This window comes from Comamonas faecalis (assembly GCF_039538025.1).
Classification (GTDB): Bacteria; Pseudomonadota; Gammaproteobacteria; order Burkholderiales; family Burkholderiaceae_C; genus Comamonas_C; species Comamonas_C faecalis.
Map to the genome: position 1 here is coordinate 72049 of NZ_BAABBP010000006.1, position 20959 is coordinate 93007.

17 protein-coding genes are annotated in these 20959 nt (G+C 69.7%); 5 read left to right on the forward strand and 12 right to left on the reverse strand.

Features of this window, described 5'->3' with window-relative positions:
• Nucleotide 1 precedes the first annotated feature (1 nt).
• Together nadA and ABD767_RS04965 are read left to right on the forward strand one after the other, a co-directional pair.
• Entirely contained in the window at nt 2–1114 is a 1113-nt protein-coding gene (gene nadA / locus ABD767_RS04960; protein ID WP_103044962.1) for a quinolinate synthase NadA, read from the forward strand.
• Between the two features lie 150 nt (nt 1115–1264).
• Nucleotides 1265–3025 (forward strand): chorismate-binding protein, encoded by a 1761-nt coding sequence (locus tag ABD767_RS04965; RefSeq protein WP_344868544.1) that lies wholly within the window; start codon nt 1265–1267, stop codon nt 3023–3025.
• A gap of 80 nt (nt 3026–3105) precedes the next feature.
• Here the strand turns inward: ABD767_RS04965 and panD are convergent, their stop codons facing one another.
• From panD to ABD767_RS05000, 7 genes are all read right to left on the reverse strand, one after another.
• Nucleotides 3106–3486 carry an aspartate 1-decarboxylase gene (gene panD / locus ABD767_RS04970; RefSeq protein WP_103044964.1) on the reverse strand — a complete coding sequence of 127 codons (381 nt, stop codon included), beginning with the start codon at nt 3484–3486 and terminating at the stop codon, nt 3106–3108.
• 46 nt (nt 3487–3532) lie between these two features.
• A complete protein-coding gene (gene nadB / locus ABD767_RS04975; protein ID WP_103044965.1) occupies nt 3533–5110 on the reverse strand; it encodes an L-aspartate oxidase in 1578 nt (525 codons plus the stop codon).
• 193 nt (nt 5111–5303) lie between these two features.
• A complete protein-coding gene (locus tag ABD767_RS04980) occupies nt 5304–6434 on the reverse strand; it encodes an ABC transporter substrate-binding protein (RefSeq protein ID WP_103044966.1) in 1131 nt (376 codons plus the stop codon).
• Nucleotides 6435–6710: 276 nt separating this feature from the next.
• Nucleotides 6711–7073: a 5-carboxymethyl-2-hydroxymuconate Delta-isomerase gene (locus tag ABD767_RS04985; protein ID WP_103046512.1), complete on the reverse strand. Its 363-nt coding sequence runs from the start codon at nt 7071–7073 to the stop codon at nt 6711–6713.
• Nucleotides 7074–7151: 78 nt separating this feature from the next.
• Nucleotides 7152–8759 (reverse strand): diguanylate cyclase, encoded by a 1608-nt coding sequence (locus ABD767_RS04990; RefSeq protein ID WP_103046513.1) that lies wholly within the window; start codon nt 8757–8759, stop codon nt 7152–7154.
• Between the two features lie 25 nt (nt 8760–8784).
• Nucleotides 8785–9633, reverse strand: coding sequence for a segregation and condensation protein A (locus ABD767_RS04995; RefSeq protein WP_344868549.1), 849 nt, complete (start codon nt 9631–9633; stop codon nt 8785–8787).
• Between the two features lie 38 nt (nt 9634–9671).
• A complete protein-coding gene (locus ABD767_RS05000; protein WP_103046515.1) occupies nt 9672–9902 on the reverse strand; it encodes a DUF3460 family protein in 231 nt (76 codons plus the stop codon).
• 137 nt (nt 9903–10039) lie between these two features.
• Between ABD767_RS05000 and bamE the strand changes: the two genes are divergently transcribed.
• Nucleotides 10040–10537, forward strand: coding sequence for an outer membrane protein assembly factor BamE domain-containing protein (gene bamE / locus ABD767_RS05005; protein ID WP_103046516.1), 498 nt, complete (start codon nt 10040–10042; stop codon nt 10535–10537).
• A 36-nt stretch (nt 10538–10573) separates the two neighbouring features.
• On the opposite strand, the gene ABD767_RS05010 is transcribed toward bamE, so the two are convergent.
• From ABD767_RS05010 to ABD767_RS05030, 5 genes are all read right to left on the reverse strand, one after another.
• A complete protein-coding gene (locus tag ABD767_RS05010) occupies nt 10574–12229 on the reverse strand; it encodes an acetolactate synthase large subunit (RefSeq protein ID WP_344868552.1) in 1656 nt (551 codons plus the stop codon).
• A 43-nt stretch (nt 12230–12272) separates the two neighbouring features.
• Nucleotides 12273–13439, reverse strand: a complete 1167-nt coding sequence (locus ABD767_RS05015; RefSeq protein WP_344868555.1) for an L-lactate dehydrogenase — start codon at nt 13437–13439, stop codon at nt 12273–12275.
• 205 nt (nt 13440–13644) lie between these two features.
• A complete protein-coding gene (locus tag ABD767_RS05020; RefSeq protein ID WP_344868557.1) occupies nt 13645–15135 on the reverse strand; it encodes an aldehyde dehydrogenase family protein in 1491 nt (496 codons plus the stop codon).
• A complete protein-coding gene (locus ABD767_RS05025) occupies nt 15102–16733 on the reverse strand; it encodes a GMC family oxidoreductase (RefSeq protein WP_344868559.1) in 1632 nt (543 codons plus the stop codon). The genes ABD767_RS05020 and ABD767_RS05025 overlap by 34 nt, the downstream gene beginning before the upstream one ends.
• 166 nt (nt 16734–16899) lie before the next feature.
• A complete protein-coding gene (locus tag ABD767_RS05030; RefSeq protein ID WP_103046492.1) occupies nt 16900–18510 on the reverse strand; it encodes an FAD-dependent oxidoreductase in 1611 nt (536 codons plus the stop codon).
• A 119-nt stretch (nt 18511–18629) separates the two neighbouring features.
• Here ABD767_RS05030 and ABD767_RS05035 point away from each other — a divergent pair, with 119 nt between their 5' ends.
• A complete protein-coding gene (locus tag ABD767_RS05035) occupies nt 18630–19643 on the forward strand; it encodes a metal-dependent hydrolase (RefSeq protein WP_103046491.1) in 1014 nt (337 codons plus the stop codon).
• Nucleotides 19644–19653: 10 nt separating this feature from the next.
• Nucleotides 19654–20733 (forward strand): AraC family transcriptional regulator ligand-binding domain-containing protein, encoded by a 1080-nt coding sequence (locus tag ABD767_RS05040; protein ID WP_103046490.1) that lies wholly within the window; start codon nt 19654–19656, stop codon nt 20731–20733.
• Nucleotides 20734–20959: the final 226 nt, after the last annotated feature.

Here is a 20959-nt window from a genome sequence, read left to right on the forward strand (position 1 = left end):
GATGCCACGAGTCATTGACGTCGAATACGAGCAGCCCCAGGACGAGGGCGCTGCCTGCTCGACCAAGTACGCCTGGGCGCGCGTGCCGCCCGAGCCTTCGCCCACCGAGCGAGTGCAGCTCAAGGACAGGATTCGCCGCCTGCTGAAAGAGAAGAACGCGGTGATGGTGTCGCACTACTACGTGCACCCCGACCTGCAGGATCTGGCCGAGGAGACCGGTGGCATCGTCAGCGACTCGCTGGAGATGGCGCGCTTTGGCCGCGATCACCCGGCGCAGACGCTGGTGGTCTCGGGCGTGCGTTTCATGGGTGAGACGGCCAAGATCCTCTCGCCCGAGAAGACCGTGTTGATGCCCGACCTGGACGCGACCTGCTCGCTCGACCTGGGCTGCCCGATCGACGAATTCAGCGCCTTCTGCGACCAGCACCCCGATCGCACCGTGGTCGTCTACGCCAACACCAGCGCGGCGGTGAAGGCGCGCTCGGACTGGCTGGTCACGTCCAGCTGCGCGCTGGACATCGTGCGTGCGCTCAAGGACAAGGGCCACAAGATTCTGTGGGCGCCCGACCGCCACCTGGGCAGCTACATCCAGCAGCAGACAGGCGCCGACATGCTGTTCTGGAACGGCGCGTGCATCGTGCACGACGAGTTCAAGGCGCTGGAGCTGGAGCTGCTGAAGAAAGAGCACCCCCAGGCCAAAGTCCTCGTGCACCCCGAGAGCCCGCCCGATGTCGTGGCGCTGGCGGATGCGGTGGGCTCGACCAGCGCCATCCTGAAGGCCGCGCAGGAGATGGACGCCACCGAGTTCATCGTCGCCACCGACAAGGGCATGATGCACAAGCTGCGCCAGCTCAATCCCGGCAAGACTTTCTACGAGGCGCCGACGGCCGGCAACAGCGCCACCTGCAAGAGCTGCGCGCACTGCCCGTGGATGGCGATGAACGGCCTGGCGGGCGTCGCCCAGGTGCTGGAGAGCGGCGCCAATGCGGTGCAGGTCGACCCGGCCATCATCCCGCGCGCGCGCCTGCCCATCGACCGCATGCTGGCGTTTACCGCTGCGCTCAAGAGCGGGCAGCCCGCCGGCGCGCTGGTGCCGCATTTCGGCGCGGCGTGAGCGGGGAGGGGCGCGCGGCGGCGCCCCGGTCTGCGGCCCGACGGCGTCCGTCATGACTGGTTACGCCGTTTTCGCCAATGTGCACAAGAAGCGCCGCCACTCGGCATCACTCGATGCGAGGTAACAGCGGGCAATAAACCCTTTCCAACCTTGTACTCATTCAAGATCGATTTTGCCGACCCACGCGACGACGCGGCCGCGCGCCTGCGTTTCGGCGCTCGCAACCCGCGCGCCACGCTGGTGGCCCGCACGCTCGCCGAGGTGCGCCCCGTGCTGGACGCGGTCGAGGACGCCGCGCGCGCCGGCGCCTGGGTGGTGGGCCAGTTGCGCTACGAGGCTGCGCCTGCGTTCGACGCGGCGCTGCGCACCCACGCTGCCGACGGGCCGCTGGCGTGGTTCGCGGTGTTCGATGCGCCCGAACCCTGGGACGACGCATTGGCGCCGGGCGACGCGACGGTGCAGTGGGACGAGGCGCTGGCACGGCCTGCGTTCGACGCGGCAATCGCGCGGATTCGCAGTGCGATTGCCGCGGGCGAGTGCTACCAGGTCAACTACACGGCGCCGCTGTCAGGCCGCCTGCAGGGCGATGCGCTGGCGCTTTTCGACGCGCTGCGCCGCGCGCAGCCGGGCGGCTATGCGGCCTACCTGGACATGGGCGACGAGGCGACGCTGTCGGTCTCGCCCGAGCTGTTCTTCGACTGGCGCGCTGGCGCCGATGGCGCAGGCGACATCCTGACCCGCCCGATGAAGGGCACTGCCGCGCGCGGCGCCACGCTAGACGAGGACGCCGCCAGCGCCGCGCAGCTGCGCGCCAGCCCCAAGGAGCGCGCCGAGAACGTGATGATCGTCGACCTGCTGCGCAACGACCTGTCGCGCATTGCCCAGCCGCACAGCGTGCGTGTGCCGCGGCTGTTCCACACCCAGGCGCTGCCCACGGTCTGGCAGATGACCTCGGACGTCGTGGCGCGCACCCGCGCGGGCACGCGGCTGGCCGACGTGTTCGGCGCGCTGTTTCCGTGCGGCTCGGTCACCGGAGCGCCAAAGCGCAGCGCGATGCAGCAAATCCACGCGCTGGAGAGCGCGCCGCGCGGCGTGTACTGCGGCGCCGTTGGCGTGGTGCGGCCGGGCGGCGCGGGTGGCGTGGCCGCCACCTTCAACGTGCCTATCCGCACCGTCGCGCTGCGCGGCGCGCAGGTCACCTGCGGCATCGGCAGCGGCATTACCGCCGGATCGCAGGCGGCGGACGAATGGCGCGAATGGGCGGCTAAGCGCGTGTTCGTCGAGCGGGCGAGCGAGCCGTTCGACCTGCTGGAGACGCTGGCGCTCGACGGCGGCGTGCTGCGCCACCGGGCAGAGCACCTGGCGCGCATGACCGCCGCCGCTGCGCATTTCGGCCGGCCGTGGGACGCGGCGCGGGTTCAATCCTGCCTTCATGCCCTGTGCGCTGCGCATGGCGCAGGGCTGTGGCGCGTGCGCCTGCTGCTGGACGCGCAGGGCGCGCCGCGCGCCGAGGCGTTTGTGCTGCAGCCGACGGCGCAACCCGTGGTGCTGGCGCTGGCCACGCGGCCGTTTGCCGACGCGCATGGTGAATTCACGCGCCACAAGACCACGCGGCGCGCGCACTATGCGGCATTCGCGCCGCCGCCGGGCGTGTTCGACACGCTGCTCTACAACACCGCTGGCGAGATCACCGAGTCGACGTTTGGCAATGTCGCGGCGTTGCTGGACGGGCACTGGATCACGCCGCCGCTGGCCTGCGGCCTGCTGCCCGGCGTGGGCCGCGCTGCGCTGCTGCGCGAAGGGCGGGTGCAGGAGGGCGTGCTGCGCCTGCAGGACGTGGCGCGCGTCGAGCGCTGGGCCTTCGTCAACAGCCTGCGCGGCTGGCTGGATGCGACGCTGGCGATGCCGTAGCGCTCGATGGGTTCTTCGTAGGTGGCCAGCCCCCTGGCCGATGGATGTTCCGGCGCGGATCGTGGCGGGGCGCCTCTCTCTTACAGCATCTGCGTCGGCACCTTGTGGCGCAGTTCCACCTGGCGGTTGTCGGCGTCGACGAACACCAGCTGGGGCTTGTGAGCCGCCACGTCTTTCTCGTCGACCTGGGCGAAGGCCGCGATGATGAGCAGGTCGCCGGTGCAGGCGCGGCGCGCGGCCGAGCCGTTGACCGAGATCATGCCGCTGCCGCGCTCGCCCTTGATGGCGTAGGTGACGAAGCGCTCGCCGTTGTCCACGTTCCAGATGTGGATCTGCTCGTTCTCGCAGAGGTTGGCGGCGTCCATCAGGTCTTCGTCGATGGCGCACGAGCCTTCGTAGTGCAGCTCGCAGTGCGTGGTCTTGACGCGGTGGATTTTGGATTTGAGCAGGGTGCGAAGCACGGGGAGTCTCCTTGGATGGTGTGGAAAGGCGGATGCCGGCCGCGCGTCAGCGCAGCGCGGGCACGAGGATGGTGGGTGCGGCCGGGGCGGCAAGGTCAGGCCAGTCGCGGCTGAAGTGCAGGCCGCGGCTTTCGTGGCGCATTTGCGCGCTGCGCACGATCAGCTCGGCCACCTGCACCAGGTTGCGCAGCTCCAGCAGGTCGCGCGTGACGTGGAAGTTGGCGTAGAACTCGTGGATCTCGTCCTGCAGCAGCCGGATGCGGTGCGCGGCGCGCTCCAGGCGTTTGTTGGTGCGCACGATGCCGACGTAGTCCCACATGAAGCGGCGCAGCTCGTCCCAGTTGTGCGAGATGACGACGGCCTCGTCGGCGTCGGTCACGCGGCTGTCGTCCCAGGCGGGCAGCGGCGCGCGCTCCTGCGCGGCGTCGCCCTGGATGTGCGTGGCCGCGGCGCGGGCGAACACCATGCATTCGAGCAGCGAGTTGCTGGCCAGCCGGTTGGCGCCGTGCAGGCCGGTGCAGGCGGTCTCGCCAATGGCGTACAGGCCGGCGATGTCGGTGCGCCCGGACAGGTCGGTGAGCACGCCGCCGCAGGTGTAGTGCGCCGCCGGCACGACCGGGATGGGCTGGCGCGTGATGTCGATGCCCAGCTGTGCGCAGTGCGCCAGGATGTTGGGAAAGTGCTCCTGCAGAAACTGCGGGCTCTGGTGCGAGATGTCCAGGTGAACGCAGTCCAGGCCGTGGCGCTTCATCTCGAAGTCGATGGCGCGCGCGACGATGTCGCGCGGCGCAAGTTCGGCGCGCTCGTCGTGCGACGGCATGAAGCGGGTGCCGTCGGGCAGCAGCAGCCGCCCGCCCTCGCCGCGCACCGCCTCGCTGATCAGGAAGGACTTCTCGTTGGGGTGGTACAGGCAGGTCGGGTGGAACTGGATGAACTCCAGGTTGGCCACGCGGCAGCCCGCGCGCCAGGCCGCGGCAATGCCGTCGCCGGTGGCGGTGTCGGGGTTGGTGGTGTACAGGTAGACCTTGCCCGCGCCGCCGGTGGCCAGGATGGTGTGCGGCGCGCGCAGCGTGACGACCTCGTCGGTGGCTTCGTCGAGCGCGTACAGGCCGACGCAGCGCTGCGGCCCGCCCAGGCCCAGCTTGCGGCTGGTGACCAGGTCGATCAGCGTGTGCTGCTCCAGCAGCGTGACGTTGGGCGTGTCGCGCACATGCTCGATCAGTGTCTTTTGCACCGCGGCGCCGGTGGCGTCGGTGGCGTGCACGATGCGCCGCGCGCTGTGCCCGCCCTCGCGCGTGAGGTGCAGCTGGCCGTCCTCCTCGGAAAACGGCACGCCCATCTGCTGCAGCCAGGCAATGGTGTCCGGCGCGTTCTCGACGACGAAGCGCGTGGACGCCATGTCGCACAGGCCGGCGCCGGCGGTCAGCGTGTCCTGCACGTGGGCGTCGAAGCTGTCGCCCTCGGCCAGCACCGCGGCAATGCCGCCCTGGGCCTGGCCGCTGGAGCCCGCTTGCAGCTCGCGCTTGGTGACGACGGCCACGCGGTGCGTAGGCGCCAGCTGCAGCGCGGCCGTGAGGCCGGCCAGGCCGCTGCCTACGATGAGAACGTCGAAATCTTGGGTCATGGCTGGGGTGGCAAGCGTACAGCGGTGCCGCAGCCGACGTGCAGGGCGTTCCCGGGCGCTTGCATGGTGGGGCGCAAGTGTAGGGGAAGGCGGCGCGGCGTGCACAGGCGCCGACTGCACGGCCCGCAGGGCTTTGGGCATGAAAAAGCCCGCCGGGGCGGCGGGCTGTGCTAAGTGCGGATGCTGGTGCGTATCAGTCCAGCGGAGTCTTCTTGCCGTTGACGAAGTGGCTCAGCGTGTAGCTGGGGTTCTTCATCTCGCCGTTCTTCTCGAACTCCAGGCGCGAGGTCACGCCCGAGAAGTTGGACTTCTGCAGGAAGGGGATGTAGACCTTGGGGTCGGCCGAGCCGGCGCGCTGCATCGCGTCGGCCAGCAGCATCACGCCGTCGTAGAAGTAGGGGCTGTAGACCTGGAACTGGCCGGGGTACTTGGCATCGTAGCGCTTCTTCCACTCGGTGCCGCCGGGCATCTTGGCGATCGAGGCGCCGCCGTCGGCGCAGACCACGTTCTCCTGCGTCTTGGCGCCCGCGGCCACCTCGGTCAGCGCGTCGATGCAGATGCCGTCGCCGCCGTAGAACTTCACGTCGTTCATGCCCAGCTGGGCCATCTGGCGCAGCATCGGGCCGGCCTGGCCGTACATGCCGCCGTAGAAGATGGCCTGGGGCTTCTTGGCCTTGATCGAGGTCAGGATGGCCATGAAGTCGGTGGCCTTGTCGTTGGTGAATTCGCTGGCGACGACCTTGATGCCCAGCTTCTCGGCCTCTTTCTTGTAGACGCTGGCCAGGCCCTGGCCGTAGGCGGTGCGGTCGTCGATGACGGCGACCTGCGTGAGCTTGGCGGTGTTGGCCGTGTAGTTGGCCAGCGCCGCGCCCAGCGCGTTGTCGTTGGCGATGATGCGGTAGGTCGTATCCCAGCCGGGCTTGGTCAGGTCGGGATTGGTGGCCGCGCCGTTGATGACCGGGATGCCGCAGTCGTGAAAGACCTTGGCTGCGGGAATGGCGACGCCCGAGTTCACAAAGGCGACCGCGCCGGCGACGTTTTCGTCACACAGCTTTTGCGAGGCGGCCGTGCCCTGCTTGGGATCGGCTGCGTCGTCCTCGGCGATCAGCTCGAACTTGACCTTCTTGCCGCCGATCTCGAAGCCCTTGGCGTTGAGGTCATCGATGGCCATCTGCGCGCCGTTCTTGATGTCCTTGCCATAGTGGGCCTGGGGGCCAGACACCGGGCCGGAGTGCCCGATCTTGATGATCTGCTCCTGGGCCGTGGCCATTGTTCCCATGCCGGCCACGGTCGCGGCAATCAACAACATCCGGGTTGCTTTCATTGAGAGCTCCTCTTGTCTAGCGTTTGAAAGTTGCGAAGGTACGCAGCCGCGGCAGCCTTGGCAATGGCGCAAACCAGGGGTTTTGTGCAGATGCAACAAGGTGTCTCGTCAGTGTTTTTACGGGGTCGGCAGACGCTGCGGCTGTGCTGGCGGGTGCTGGCGCCCGGGCCTGTCATTCCATTTTCAAATCAAACGGTTACTTTGTCGGCTTCGCTTGCCGTGCTGCAGCACTGTCTGCGCTGCGCCTTCGCGTACCCGATTGATTGAAAAATGGAATCAGCCCAGGCTTTCCTTGACGTAGGACGGGCGATCCATGTCGACGATCTCCACGCTCAGCTGCACCAGCGTGCCGTCCGGGCGCGGCGCCATGCGGCGCAGCACGGCGGCGATGCGCTCGCTCAGATCCTGCTTGGCCTTGGGGCTGCGCCCGGCCAGCAGGCGCAACTGCGCGTGCACGAAGGCGCGCGGCGTGTCGGCGGTGCCGATCTGGAAGTGGCGCGTGCGCACGAAGCGGGTCTTGAGGTCGGATTCGTCCTTAACTTCGGGGCTGGCGCAGACGCTGGCGTTGAGCGCGAGCGCCATGTCGGCCTCGGGGAAGTCGCCCAGGTTGGGGCTGTATTCGATGGTCAGGTGGGGCATGGCAGTGGAGCAGCGAGGCTGAAAGGCACCAGCGTACCAGCACGCCGCGCCAGCCGTGGCCCGCAGGCGCTACTGCCTTCACGCGCGCAGCGTCGTGGCCTGTATGCGGTTGCGTCCGGCGTGCTTGGCCGCGTACAGCTGCACGTCGGCCTGCTGCAGCAGATCGGCCGTGCCGTGGCTGCCGCTTTGCAGCGTCACCAGGCCGATGCTCACGGTGAGCGCGCCGGCGTCGGCGCCGGCGCGAGGGTTGGGCAGTTGCAGCGCGGCAATGCCGTCCATGATGCGCTCGGCCACGGTGCGCGCGGCATGCGCGTCCGAATCAGGCAGCAGGCACAGGAATTCCTCGCCGCCATAGCGCGCCGCCAGGTCGGTGACCCGTGTGAGGCTGCGCGCGAGCACGCCGGCGACCGCGCGCAGATAGGCATCGCCCGTGGTGTGGCCAAGGCGGTCGTTGACCTGCTTGAAGTGGTCGATGTCGATCAGCGCCACGCTCAGCGCCGAGCCGGTGCGCCGCCAGCGCGCATGCTCGCGCGCCAGGCTCTGGTCGAGCATGCGCCGGTTGGCAAGGCCGGTGAGCGCGTCGGTCTGGCTCAGCTGTTGCAGCTGGTGGTTGGCCGCTTGCAGCGCTTGCTGCTGCTGGCGGATGCGCCGGTGGCCGGCCTCCAGGCGCTGCGTGAGCTGGCGGTAGTGGCGCAGCGCGATGAAGGCGGCCAGCGCCAGCACCGCGGCGCCGGCGCTGGAGATGAGCAGCAGCAGGCGCTGCTGGCGCTGGTGCAGGTAGCGTTCGATCAGCTGGCGCTCGCCCATCTGGTGGGCGCGCAGCGATGCACTGGTGTCGATGGCGCCCAGGTAGCGGTCCAGCAGCGTTGCCAGCTGCAGGTGCGCCGCGTCCGGCCCCAGGTAGAAGCCGTAGTGGCGCGGGTATTCCTTGAAGGTGTGGACGATCTCCAGGTCGAACAGCTCATGGTTGTAGCGCTGCTCGACGAAGAAGTCGCGGCTGAAGACGGCCACGTCGATGTCGCCCGCGCGCAGCGCGTCGAACAGGCCGCCGCCGGCAAACGATTGTTGCGCCAGCAGCAGCTGCGCTGCGGGCACCAGCGGCTCCAGAATGGGCTGCAGCGCCACGCCGCGCACCAGGCCGACGCGGTAGCGCGCCAGGTCGGCGGCCCGGTCGATTTCGATGGAGCGGCCCTTGCGCGCGATGGCGACGTAGTAGCTGGTGTACAGCGCCAGCGTGAAGTGGCCCAGGCGCTCGCGCTCGAGCGTGGCGCTCAGCGGCAAAAACAGGTCGGCCTGGCCGTTTTGCACCTTGGCGATTTTCTCGGTCACGGTCTGCGTGGGTGCGCCGTCCAGGCGCCAGTCCAGCCCCAGCTCCTGGGTGATCGCGCACAGCACGTCGATGGCCACGCCGCGGTAGCGGCCCGTCTCTTCCTCGTATTGCGACAGCGGCGGTGCGCTGACCGCCAGCACGCGCAGAGGTGACAGCTGGGCGATCTGCGCGCGCTCCTGCGCGGTGACGGTGACCGGCTGGGTGAAGACGATGCGCTGCGCATTCGTGCACGCGGCGTTGCCCGCGGCGCTGGCATTGGCGGCACCGGCCAGTGCCGCGGCGCATGCCAGCAGACGGGCGGCCCAGCGCAGTGCCAATTGGCGGCGGGGCGTGGGCTGCGGGAAGGCGGCGGGCATGGGCAAGGGCAAGGGTGCGGCCTGCTCAGGCCGGCGTGTAGGCCAGGCGCAGGTAGATGGGGGCAAAGGCCTCGGCCTGGGTGATCTCGATCAGCGACTCCTTGGCCAGCTCCAGCAGCGCGACGAAGGTGACGACCAGCACCGGTGTGCCGCGGCCGGTGGGAAACAGCTCCTCGAACGGCACGAAGCGTCGCCCCTGCAGCGCCTTGAGCACCTGGCCCATGTATTCGCGCACCGACAGCTCCTCGCGCGTGATGCGGTGGTGCTGCACCAGCCGGGCGCGCTTGAAGATGTCGCGCCAGGCGGCCTGAAGCTCGGCTACGTCCAGGTCGGGAAAGCGCGGCGCCAAGCTTTGCTCGATGGCGATCTGCGCGCGCACGAAGTCGCGCCCGTACTGCGGCAGGTGGCCCAGCTGCTGGGCAGCCAGCTTGATCTGCTCGTATTCGAGCAGGCGGCGCACCAGCTCGGCGCGCGGGTCTTCGGCCTCGGCCTCGCCCGCGTGGTGCACCGTCGGCAGCAGCATGCGCGACTTGATCTCGATCAGCATGGCCGCCATCAACAGGTATTCGGCGGCCAGCTCCAGGTTGCGGCTGCGGATCTCGTCGACGTAGGCCAGGTACTGGCGCGTGACGCTGACCATCGGGATGTCGAGGATGTTGAAGTTCTGCTTGCGGATCAGGTACAGCAGCAGGTCGAGCGGCCCCTCGAAGGCCTCCAGAAACACCTCCAGCGCGTCGGGCGGGATGTACAAGTCCTGTGGCAGCGCAAACAGCGGCTCGCCGTACAGGCGGGCCAGCGCCACGGGGTCGACCGCGTCGGCGGGCGGGGGGGCGTGCGCGTTGTCCTGGCGCTCAGGCGTGGCGGTGTGGCCCATTCATTCAGACAGGGTACACGCGCAGCATCCGCGCGCGCTCAGCGCGTGGGCGTGCTGCGGTCGGATGCGCTGTAGGAGTAGTAGACGTAGGACTTCTGCGGCACGCGCGCGGCGCGGTATTCCTGCCACAGGCTGCGGTCGACTTTCTTGTCCCACAGCAGTTCGCGGCCTTCGCGCTGTTTCTGCTCCATGTCGGGCTTTTTGTCCTTGAGCTGCTGCAGGAACTGCGTGGTGTCGGACAGGTAGTGGGCGCGCTGGAAAAACGACATGGTGGTCACAACGAAATACAGGGGGAATCGGGTAAGGTTGCGCGCTGCGCCGCCGGGCATGGGGCCGGGCGGCGCAGCGCATGCAACCTGTGCTGCAGCCGGCCATTTTAGCCGGCCAAGCTGCTGAAAGCCTGACGATGTCCCTGCTGCAACCCTTCCGACGCGCCGGTGCGGCGCTGCTGGCGCTGTGCGCACTGCTGCCCGGCTGTGACCAGAAAAGCATCTCCGAGCTGGAGGAGGGCGTCTCCACCGAAGCGCAGGTGCGCCAGCGCTTTGGCGAGCCCGAGCGCATCTGGCAGGACGCGGACGGCGCGCGCACCTTCGAGTACAACCGCCAGCCCGCGGGCGAGCGCAACTACATGATCACCATCGGCTCCGACGGCGTGCTGCGCGCCATCGAGCAAGTGCTGTCGCCCCACCATTTCGAGCGCGTGCAGCCGGGCATGACCGAGGAGCAGGTGCACCGCCTGCTGGGCAAGCCCGCGCGCCAGGTGTTCTATGAGCTCAAGCAGCAGGGCGAGTGGTACTGGAACTGGGCCGACGGCACGCGGCGCATGGACTTCACCGTCGTCTTCGACAAGAGCGGCCATGTGCTGAACAGCTACGCCGCCGAGCGGCTGCCCGACGGGCGGTGACGCCGATCGCTGGCCTGACCCCCGATTCTTTGCGCGTCACGGCGCAATCTTGCGCTTGAGCGCCTGCGCCACCGGCTGGGGCAGGTTGGGCAGGGACTTGAGCAGCCAGGGCAGCACGCGGCGCTTGGCACCGGCGAGCGACTCGGGAACGAGCGCCTCGATCAGGTGCGGGCCGGGCTGGGCCAACGCGTATTCCAGCGCCTGGCAGAAGTCATTGGACGTTTGTGCGCGTGTCGCATGCACGCCCATGCCCTGGGCCAGCTGGGCAAAGTTGAGCTGCGGGCCGTGCAGGTCGAGCTGCGATTGGGCCTTGGGCCCGCCTTCGCCCGCGCCGACGCGGTCGAGCTCGACGCCCAGCACCGAATAGCTGGCGTTGTTGAAGATGATGGCCGTCACGTTCAACCCCTCGCGCGCCATGGTCCACAGCGCCTGGATCGTGTACATCGCGGTGCCGTCGCCGACCAGTGCGATCACCGGCCGGTCGGGACAGGCAATGGCCGCGCCCACGGCATTGGGCAGGCCCTGGCCGATGGCGCCGCCGGTGAGGGTGATCAGGTCGTGGCGCGGGGCACCTTGGGTCATCACGCCCAGCATCAGGCCGCTGGTGATGGCCTCGTCGATCACGATGGCGTTGTCCGGCAGCAGTGCGCCCACGGCCTTGCAGACCTTGGGCGCGGTCAGGCGCCCGCGCGGGCGCTCGGGGCGCCGGGGCGCTTGCAGCCGGGGCGGGGTCTGGCTGGCGCCCAGCGCATCGGCCAACTGCCGCAGGCTGGCGGCGGCGTCCTGCGCGGGTGTGGCCAGGGTGTGGATGCTGCAGCCGTCGGGTACCAGATAGCTTTTCTTGCCGGGGTAGGCGAAGAAGGAGACGGGCGCCTTGGCGTCGACAAGAATGAGCTGCTCGATCGGCGCGAGCTGCACGCCTGCCATCTCGGCCAGGTAGGCGATGCGCTCGACCGCGGGCAGGCCCGCGCCGCGCTCCATGCGCGTGGGGAAGACTTCGGCCAGCAGCTGCACGCCACTGTGCGCGGCAATGCGCGCGGCGGCCAGCAGTGCCGGCTCGCGCAGCGCGTGGCCGCCCAGCAGCAGCGCGGTCTTTTTGCCGTTCTTCACCAGCGCGGCAATCGCCTGCACGGTGGCGTCGTCCGCGGTGGGCGAGGCGGGCTGCGGCGGGGGCGGGCAGGGCTGGCCGCCTTCGCCCCACGACACGTCGGCCGGCAGTATCAGCGTGGCTACCTGGCCGGGCAGGCCGCGCGCTGCTTGAACAGCGTCCACCGCGTCCTGGCACAGCGCGGCCGTCGTTTGCGAGGTACGCACGAAGCCGGGCGAGACGTTGCGCGCCACGGTCTCGATGTCGGACTGCAGCTGCGCGTCGTACTGCACGTGGGTGGTGGCGTGGTCGCCGACGATGTTGACGATGGGCACCTTGCCCTTGCGCGCGTTGTGCAGGTTGGCCAGGCCATTGCCCAGGCCGCAGCCCAGGTGCAAGAGCACGGCGGCGGGTTTGCCGGCCATGCGGGCGTAGCCGTCGGCCGCGCCGGTGGCCACGCCCTCGAACAGCGCCAGCACGGCGCGCATGCGCGGCTCGGCGTCGAGCGCGGCGACGAAGTGCATCTCGCTGGTGCCGGGGTTGGAGAAGCAGACCTCGATGCCGGCGTCGGCCAGGGTCTTCATCAGTGCGTGTGCGCCGTTCATGGTGTCTCCTTTTTTGATGGTTGCCTGCGCAGGCCAGGCCTGCTCAATGGGGTTGAAAGAACGGGCCGTCCAGGTGCTGCGCCCCGATGTCCTGCACACGGGTCACGCCAGCCAGCATCATGGCCACGGCCAGCTCGCGCTGCCAGCCCTGCAGCAGGCTGCGCACGCCGGACTCGCCGCCGCCGGCCAGCGCCCAGACCCAGGGCCGGCCGATCAGCACGCCGTGCGCGCCCAGGGCCAGCGCCTTGAACACGTCGACGCCGCTGCGCACGCCACCGTCGAGCAGCAGCTCGGTCTGCCCGCCCAGCGCCTGTGCGATGGCCGGCAGCGCGCGGATGGTGGACGCCACGCCGTCGAGCTGGCGCCCGCCGTGGTTGGAGACGACGACGCCGTCGGCCCCGCTGTCCACGGCGGCGCGGGCGTCCTCGGCGTCCAGCACGCCCTTGATCAGCAAGCGCCCCTGCCACTGCTGGCGCAGCCAGGCGATGTCGCGCCAGGTGACGCTGGCGTCGAACTGCGCGTCCACCCAGGCCTTGAAGGCGTTCAGGTCATGCCCGCCGGGCACCTGATCGGCCAGGTTGCCAAAGGTCAGCGGCTTGCCGCCCAGCGCCACGCGCCGCACCCAGCCCGGGCGCGCCAGCACCTGGCTGATGCGCAGCAGCGCGGCGCGCGTGCCGCCGTGCGCCATGCCGTTGCGCGTGTCGCGGTGGCGCACGCCGGTGGTGGGCAGGTCGACGGTGAACACCAGCGTGCGCGTGCCTGCAGCCCAGGCCTTGTGCAATATGGCCTGCACCGCGCTGCGGTCGCGCAGCATGTAGAGCTGGAACCAGGGCGGCGCGCCGGCGGCGGCCGTCACCTCATCGAGCGGGCAGATGCCGACGGTCGACAGCGTGAACGGCAGGCCGGCCGCTGCGGCCGCGCGTGCGGCCCGAGCCTCGCCGCGGCGCGCCATCATGCCCGCCAGTCCCACGGGCGCCAGTGCCAGCGGCATGGCGCAGTCCTGCCCGGCCAGCCGGGTGCGCGTGTCCACCTGCTGCACGTCGACCATGACGCGCTGGCGCAGCCGCACGGAGCAGAAGTCCTGCACGTTGGTGGCCAGCGTTGCTTCGTCGCCGGCGCCGCCGTCGATGTAGTCGAACAGAAAGCGCGGCAGGCGCTGTTGGGCGAGGCGGCGCCAGTCGGCGGCGGTGGCGGGGTAGGCGAGGGGCATGGTCTTGTCTCCTTGGCGGCTGGGCCGGCGTGGGGTTGTCGCGCTAGTGCAGTGTTCGATGCTTGATGCGACAAATAAAACCGATGGATTTTTGGTCTGGGCAAGGCGTAAACCGCAGCGATAGCCGTCGCTATCGCGAGGATTTGCAACGCCGCCCAGGCCGAAAAGACGCGGTTTTATGCCGCAGATAGCGTCGAACACTGCACTACCGGTTGCGCCACAGCATGAAGTTCAGCAACTGGTAGGCGCGCCGGCCGTAGGGCGGCATCAGCAGGTCGAGGGTGCGCCAGCGGCTCTGGCGGAACACCGGGCGCAGCTTGGAGAAGGTGAGAAAACCCTCGTGGCCGTGGTAGTGGCCCATGCCGCTGTGGCCCACGCCGCCGAACGGCAGGTTGTGCAAGCCAGACTGGATCAGGCTGTCGTTGAGGCTCACGCCGCCCGACAGCGTCTCTGTCAAGTAGAAGTCCTGCAGCGCGCGGTCGTTGCTGTAGAGGTAGAGCGCCAGCGGGTGGTGGCGCGCGTTGATGTAGTCGCGCACCTGCTCCTTGCTGCGGTAGCCGAGGATGGGCAGCAGCGGCCCGAAGATCTCGCGCTGCATCACCTGCATGTCCTCGTGCACGTCCAACAGCAGCGTGGGCGCCATGATGCGCCGCTGCACGTCGCCCGCCTGGCCGGGCAGCAGCGGCACGGCGCGCGCGCCTTTGGCAATGGCGTCCTGCAGCATGGCCTGCAGCCGGTCGTATTGGCGCTGGTCGATGATGGCGGTGTAGTCGCCGCCCAGCAGGTCGGGGTAGCGCTGCTGGGCGATGCGTTGGGCGTGGGCGATGAAGGCCTGCTCGCTGCCCTCGGGCAGGAACAGGTAGTCGACGTTGGTGCAGATCTGCCCGGCGTTGAGCATCTTGACCCAGACGATGCGCTCGGCCGCCTTGTCCAGCGCAAAGCCCGGCGCGACGATGGCCGGCGACTTGCCGCCCAGCTCCAGCGTGACCGGCGTGAGGTTGGCCGCGCAGTTGGCCATCACCGCCTTGCCGGTCTGCGGCGAGCCGGTGAAGAACAGGTGGTCGAACGGCAGCTGCGTGAACAGCGGCCCCAGCGGCTGGCCGGGGCCGGCGTCGTCGTCGGCAAAGAAGGCGAGCTTGTCGCTCGCGAAGTAGCGCGGCGCCAGCGCCTTGAGCAGGCGCGCCAGGTGGGCCGAGTTTTCCGACATCTTGACCATGGCGCGGTTGCCGGCGGCAAACGCGCAAATGAGAGGCTGAAAGGCCATTGCGATGGGGAAGTTCCACGGCACGACGATGCCGACCACACCAACGGGCTGGGCGAAGGTATAGGCGCTGGCCAGCGGGTATTGCGTGGGGTCGAGGCGGCGTTTTTGCGGGCGCATCCAGCGGCGCACCCGGCGCGCTGCGGCCAGCGCCGCCTCCTGGCCCTGCAGCAGCTCGGTCAGCAATGTCTCGAAGCGGCTGCGGCAGCCGTAGTCCTGGTCGATCGCGACGACGATGGCCTCGCGGTTGTCGGCCAGCAGGCGGTGCAGTGCGCGCAGGTCGGCGCGGCGTTTATCGGCGCCGGGGTTGCGGCTGCGGGTGAAGGCGGCGCGCTGGGCGGCAAAGCAGTCGCGCAGCAGCGCGGGCAGGTGGGGCGCCGGGGTGGGCAGGGCGGTGGGGTTCATCGCGGGGTTTTCCAGGGGGCGGGGGGGCATCGGGCGTCCTCTTGCAGCAGGGCGGCGCAGCGCTCGCCAATCATCAGGGTGGGTGCGTTGGTGTTGCCGGTGGTGATGCTGGGCATGATGGATGCGTCGGCCACGCGCAGGCCTTGCACGCCATGCACGCGCAGCCGCGCGTCGACGACGCTGGCACCGTCGCTGGCCGCGCCCATGCGGCAGGTGCCGACCGGGTGGTATTCGGTGTCGGCGTGCGCGCGCAGCTCCTGCGCGATCGCGTCCGGGTCATCGCGGTGCAGGGGCCGGATCATCGCGCCGCGCCAGGGCGCGAGTGCGTCGTCGTTGATGATGTCCAGTGACTTTTGCACGCCGCGCACCAGGCGCGGCAGGTCGTCGGGGTCGCTGAAATAGCGCGGGTCGATCAGCAGGCTGTCGCGCGTGTCGGCGCTCTGCAGGCGCAGCTCGCCGCGGCTTCCGGGGCGCGTGAGCGTGACGTGCAGGCCAAAGCCGTGGCCAAAGTAGAGCTTGCGGCTGTGGTCGTCGACCATGGCGACGACGAACTCCAGCTCGATGTCGCTGGCGCGCAGGCCCGCTTCGGTGTGAAAGAACGCGCCTGCCTCGGCGACGTTGCTGGTCAGCGCGCCGCTGCGCTGGCGCCGCCATTCGTGGACGCCGCGCAGCAGCGCCAGCGCGCCCGAGGGGCAGACACCCAGGCCCGCGTCGCCGCGCGGGCTGTGCCAGTTCAGCGACGCGGTGATGTGATCCTGCAGGTTCTGGCCCACGCCCGGCAGGTGCTGCTGCACCGCGATGCCGTGCGCCTGCAACTGCGCCGCCGGCCCCACGCCCGAGCACATCAGCAGCTGGGGCGAGCCGTAGGCGCCGGCGCTGACGATGATTTCGCGGCGCGCGCGCAACACGCTCTCGCGCCCGCCCTGGCTGATCTGCACGCCGGCGGCGCGCCGCCCGTCCCAGACGATGCGCAGGCTGCGCGCGCGGGTGAGCACGCGCAGGTTGGGCCGGCCCAGGTGGGGCGTGAGGTAGGCGCGCGCGGCGCTGCAGCGCTCGCCGCCGCGCTGCGTGACCTGCGCGGGCCAGCAGCCCTCTTGCCGCGCGCCGTTGTAGTCCGGCGTGGGCGGCACGCCCTGCGCGGCGCAGGCGCGCAGAAACGCCGGCGTACTGGCAAAGCGGCTGCGCAGCCAGTCCACGCCCAGCGGCCCGCCCGCGCCGTGGTCGTCGGTCGCGCCAAAGCAGGCGCTGTCCTCCATCTTCTTGAACAGCGGCAGCACGCTGGCCCAGTCCCAGCCGGGGTTGCCCAGCGCGGCCCAGTGGTCGTAGTCGCTGCGGTGGCCGCGGCAGTACACCATGGCGTTGATGGCGCTGCTGCCGCCCAGTACCTGGCCGCGGGGCTGAAAGCCGCGGCGCCCGTTCAGGCCGGGTTGGGGCACGGTGTGGTAGTGCACAGAATTTGTCTTGCGCTTCGCCTCGGCGACGAAGCCCAGCGGCACGCGCGTGAGCACGCTGGTGTCGGGCCCGCCCGCCTCGACCAGCGCGACGCTGACCCGCGGGTCTTCGCTGAGTCGGCTGGCGACGACGCAGCCGGCCGAGCCGGCGCCAATGACGAGGTAGTCAAACTCCATGCGGTCTCCTTGTGCTTTGGTTGAATGGCTGTTTTGCTCCTTCCCCCTTTGGGGAAGGCGGGGATGAGGGCCGGTGGAGTGCCGGCATTCATGCAGGCATGGTGGCGCAAGCGTTGCTGGCTCCCTCCTCGGCCCTCCCCCAGCGGGGGCAGGAAAAGCCGAGTAGTCAAGTCACGATGTGCCGCGCCGCAGCCCGCGCCGTCAGGATGCAGCCGGGCAGGAACGTGCCTTCCAGCGATCGCTTTCCGCTGGCCCCGCCGCCGCCAAAACCCGCCGCCTCGCCCACGCAGTACAGGCCGTCCATCGGCTGGCCCGCGGCATCGAGCACGCGGCTTTGCAAGTCGGTCTGCAGCCCGCCCAGGCTTTTGCGCGTGATCAGCTGGGTGTGGATGGCGATGAACGGCCCCGCGCCCGGCTGCTGCAGCGGCGCGGGCTTGCAGGTGCGCAGGCTGTCGGGTTTCCATTGGCGGGCCTGCAGGATGCGGCGCACCTGGGCGTCGTCCTCGGGCTTGCCGCTGCCCTGGAAATGCGCGTCGAAGGCGTCGGCCGTGGCCTGCAGCACCTCAAGGCGGATGTCGTGCGAAGCCGTGAGAGCGTTCATCCTGCCCGCCAGTTCGGCCAGCGTATCGGCCACGATGAAATGCGGGCTTTGGCGCGCCATCTGGTCGACCAGGCGGTGGTTGCCCAGCAGCGTGTCCTTCACGAAGCGCAGAAACTGCCGGTCGCGGATGCGCGGGTTGTGCTCGGCGCCCGAGATCGCAAATTCCTTCAGCGCGATGCGGCGGTTGAGCAGCTGCCAGGTCCAGGGTTTCTCCTGCGCGGCCACCTGCTGGCACAGCCAGTGGGTGTCGAAGCCGGTGACCAGCGGCTCGGGCCCGATGCGCTCGCCCCGGTGATTCAGCCACAGCGCCGATTTGCACGGGATCAGCGACAGGCCGTGCCCCGGGAAATGCGGGAAGGGGTGGGGAATGCCGGCGGCGTAGTTCCACATCTCGCCCGCGTGGGTGATTTGCGCGCCCAATCGGTCGGCCGCCCAGTGGTGCATGCGCCCGTCGGCAAACGGATGGGCGCCATTGAGCATGGCGGCGGGCAGCGGCCTGTCCCGCGGCCAGTTGCGCCGCGCCTCCTCGTGGCTGCCATTGATGCCGCCCATGGCAAGCACCACGATGGAGGCTTGCAGGCGCACCTCGCGCCCGGTGGCTTCGTCGATGGCGGTCGCGCCCGATACCTGCCCGGCTGCATGTTCCAGGGCGGTCACGCGGTGGCGGTGCAGCAGCGTGAGCCTTCCGCCCGCGCCCGCGCCCGCCTCGCGCAGCGCGGCGATCAGCGTCAAGGTCATATGGCGCGACGTGCCCCAGACGATGTGGTAGCGCGCCACGCTGTTGCCGTCACCGTGCAGGCCGCGCTCGACCAGGTTGACCGCGGGCATGAATTTCAGGCCGTGCTGCAGCAGCCAGTCGTATACCTGCGGGCGCGACTGCTCGACGTAATAGCGCGCCCATTGCTGGGGCCAGTGATCATGATCGGCCAGTTCGCCAAAGCGCTGCCAGTCGGCCAGCGCGCGCTCGGGCGAGTCGTCGATCTTGGCGCGCGCCTGCAAGGGCGTGCCCACCAGCGCCATGCCGCCAAAGGCCCATAGCGCCAGGCCGCCAAAACGCTCGGGCGTGTCGCGGTCGACGAGCGTGACGTTTTTACCGGCACGCAGTAATTCGAGGGCGGTGACGATGCCCGCCAGGCCGCCGCCGATGACCAGGGTGTCTGCTGTTGTCGTTGTCATGTCTGCTTGTCTCCTGGGCCGGAAGATAGCGTCGGATGGTGGAAAGTGATTGACTTTGTGGGACAGAAATATTGACTTAAAAGGACGGTTCGTCGCCATGGACGGCACAATCTTCTCCCATGGATTCCCTGACCCAAGTCATCCTCGGCGCCGCCGTCAGCGTGGCGGTGATGCGCCGGCGCACCGCCGTGTGGAAGGCGGCGCTGTGGGGCGGCGTGGCGGGCACGCTGCCCGACCTGGACGTGTTTTTCTCGCACGGCGACCCCATCCTTGACATGGTGTTGCACCGCGCTGAAAGCCATGCGCTGTTCTGGTTGACGTTGTTTTCGCTGCCGTTCGCCGCGCTGGTGGCGCGGGTGCAGGGCGAATGGGCGCAGTGGCGCTGGTGGTGGCTGGCAATGTGGCTGGCGCTGGTCACGCATCCGCTGCTCGATGCGTTCACGGTGTATGGCACGCAGCTGTGGCTGCCGTTTTCCAACTACCCGGTGGCGCTGGGCAGCGTTTTCATCATCGACCCGGCCGTGACGCTGCCCTGGCTGGTGGGGCTGCTGGTCGTGCTGGCGCGCCGGGGCGACGTGCGCGGGCAGCGGGCCAACCGCTGGGGGCTGGCCGTGGGCACGGCGGTGCTGCTGCTGGGCGTGGGCCTGCAGGCGCAGGTGGAGTGCCAGGCGCGCCGCAGCCTGGCGGCGCAGGGTGTGGTGGCCGAGCGCGTGCTGGTGACGCCGGCGCCGCTGACCATGCTGCTGTGGCGCGTGGTGGCGATGGACGGCGATGCGTACTACGAGGGCTTTCATGCCCTGCTCGATGCGCCCGGCGGCATGCGCTTCGAGCGTTTTGACCACGGCACGCGCTTTGAGGCGGCGGTGGCCGGCATCGACGGCGCGCAGCGCATCCGACGCTTCAGCCACGGTTTCTACAGGCTGCAGGAGGACGGGCGCGGCCGACTGGTGATCACCGATCTGCGCATGGGGCAGGAGCCGCACTACAGCTTTGCCTTTGCGGTGGCAGAGCGTGGCTCGGACTTCCGGCCTCTGCCGGTGGCCCAGTCCGTGGGCGGCCACGGTCCGATTGCCCCCGCATTGGCCTGGCTGGGCCGGCGCATCCGGGGCGAGCAGTTGCCCGCGCCGCGCTGAAGGTGGATCCATGACCCTGCAAGCCAGTGTCTCGATGAGCTGGGTGAACACCGTGCTCGACGCCGCGCAGCAGCAGGGCGTGCCGCGTGCGCAGGTGCTGGCGCTGGCGGGCATCCCGGCGGCGGACCTGCAGCGCGAGCGCTGGCCCATTGACCACATCGCCCGGCTGTGGCGCGCGGCGGTGCAGGCGACACAGGATGCGGGCTTTGGCCTCAAGGCCGGTGCGTCGGTCGGGCCGGCGAGCTTCAACGTGGTCGGCTACCTGCTGCAGTCCGCGCCCACGCTGCGCGCCGCGCTGGCACTGGTCCAGCAGTACCAGCGCCTGATCTCGGACGGCGGGCGCTTCCAGACCATTGCCGGCGCCAGCGCCAGCTGGCTCATCTACCACCCGCGCCAGGGCGCGCTGGCCTTCAGCCCGCACCAGGTCGAGGCGGTGCTGGCGGCGGTGGTGGTGTTCGCGCGCTGGCTCACGGGGCGCGGCGCAGCGCTGGCGCCGCAGGCGGTGCAGTTCAACCAGCCGCGCATTGGGCCGCTGGCGGGCTACCGCGCGGTGTTCGGCGGCCCGGTGCAGTTTGAGCAGGCCTTCAGCGGCGTGCTGTGGAGCAACGCGCTGCTGGACGCGCCGCTGCCGCAGGCCGACGCGCAGCTGGCGCGCGTGCACCACGCGGCGGCCGCGCAGCGCCTGGCGCGCCTGGGTGGCGTGGTGCTGGGAGGTGCGGCACTGGCATCGCATCTGCACGCCTGGATGGCCGATGCACTGGCCCAGGGAGTGCCCACGCGCGCCCAGGCGGCGCAGGCGTTGGGCCTGGGCGAGCGCACGCTGGCGCGGCGCATGCAGGCCGAGGGGCTGCATTTTTCTGCGCTGTTGGACGCGGTGCGCCGCGACGCCGCGCTGCAAGCCGTGGGCCAGGGCGCGCAGCCGCTGGCCGAGGTGGGCCAGACGCTGGGCTATGCCGAGCCGGCGGTGTTCTGGCGCGCGTTCAGGCGCTGGACCGGCTGCACGCCGGCGCAGTGGCGTGCGCGCCAGGGGGACGACGCGCCGGCGCCCAGGTTAGGGCCTGTTAACGCTATTTTGACGGATGCGTTGTGATCAAAAGGGCCACTCGCCAAGGCGCCAGCCGCAGCCAAGGTGCCACCCTTGGCAAGGCTGGCAACGCCGGCGATGGCCCTTTTGATCGCAACCCGAAGGGAACATACTCAAAACGGCGCCACTCTTCGTTGCGCTCCTTGCCCAGACACCCAGTCTGGGCTGCGTCGCACGTCTCGATTGACGCCGTTTTGAGTATGTTCGCACCGCCAAAAATAGCGTTAACAGG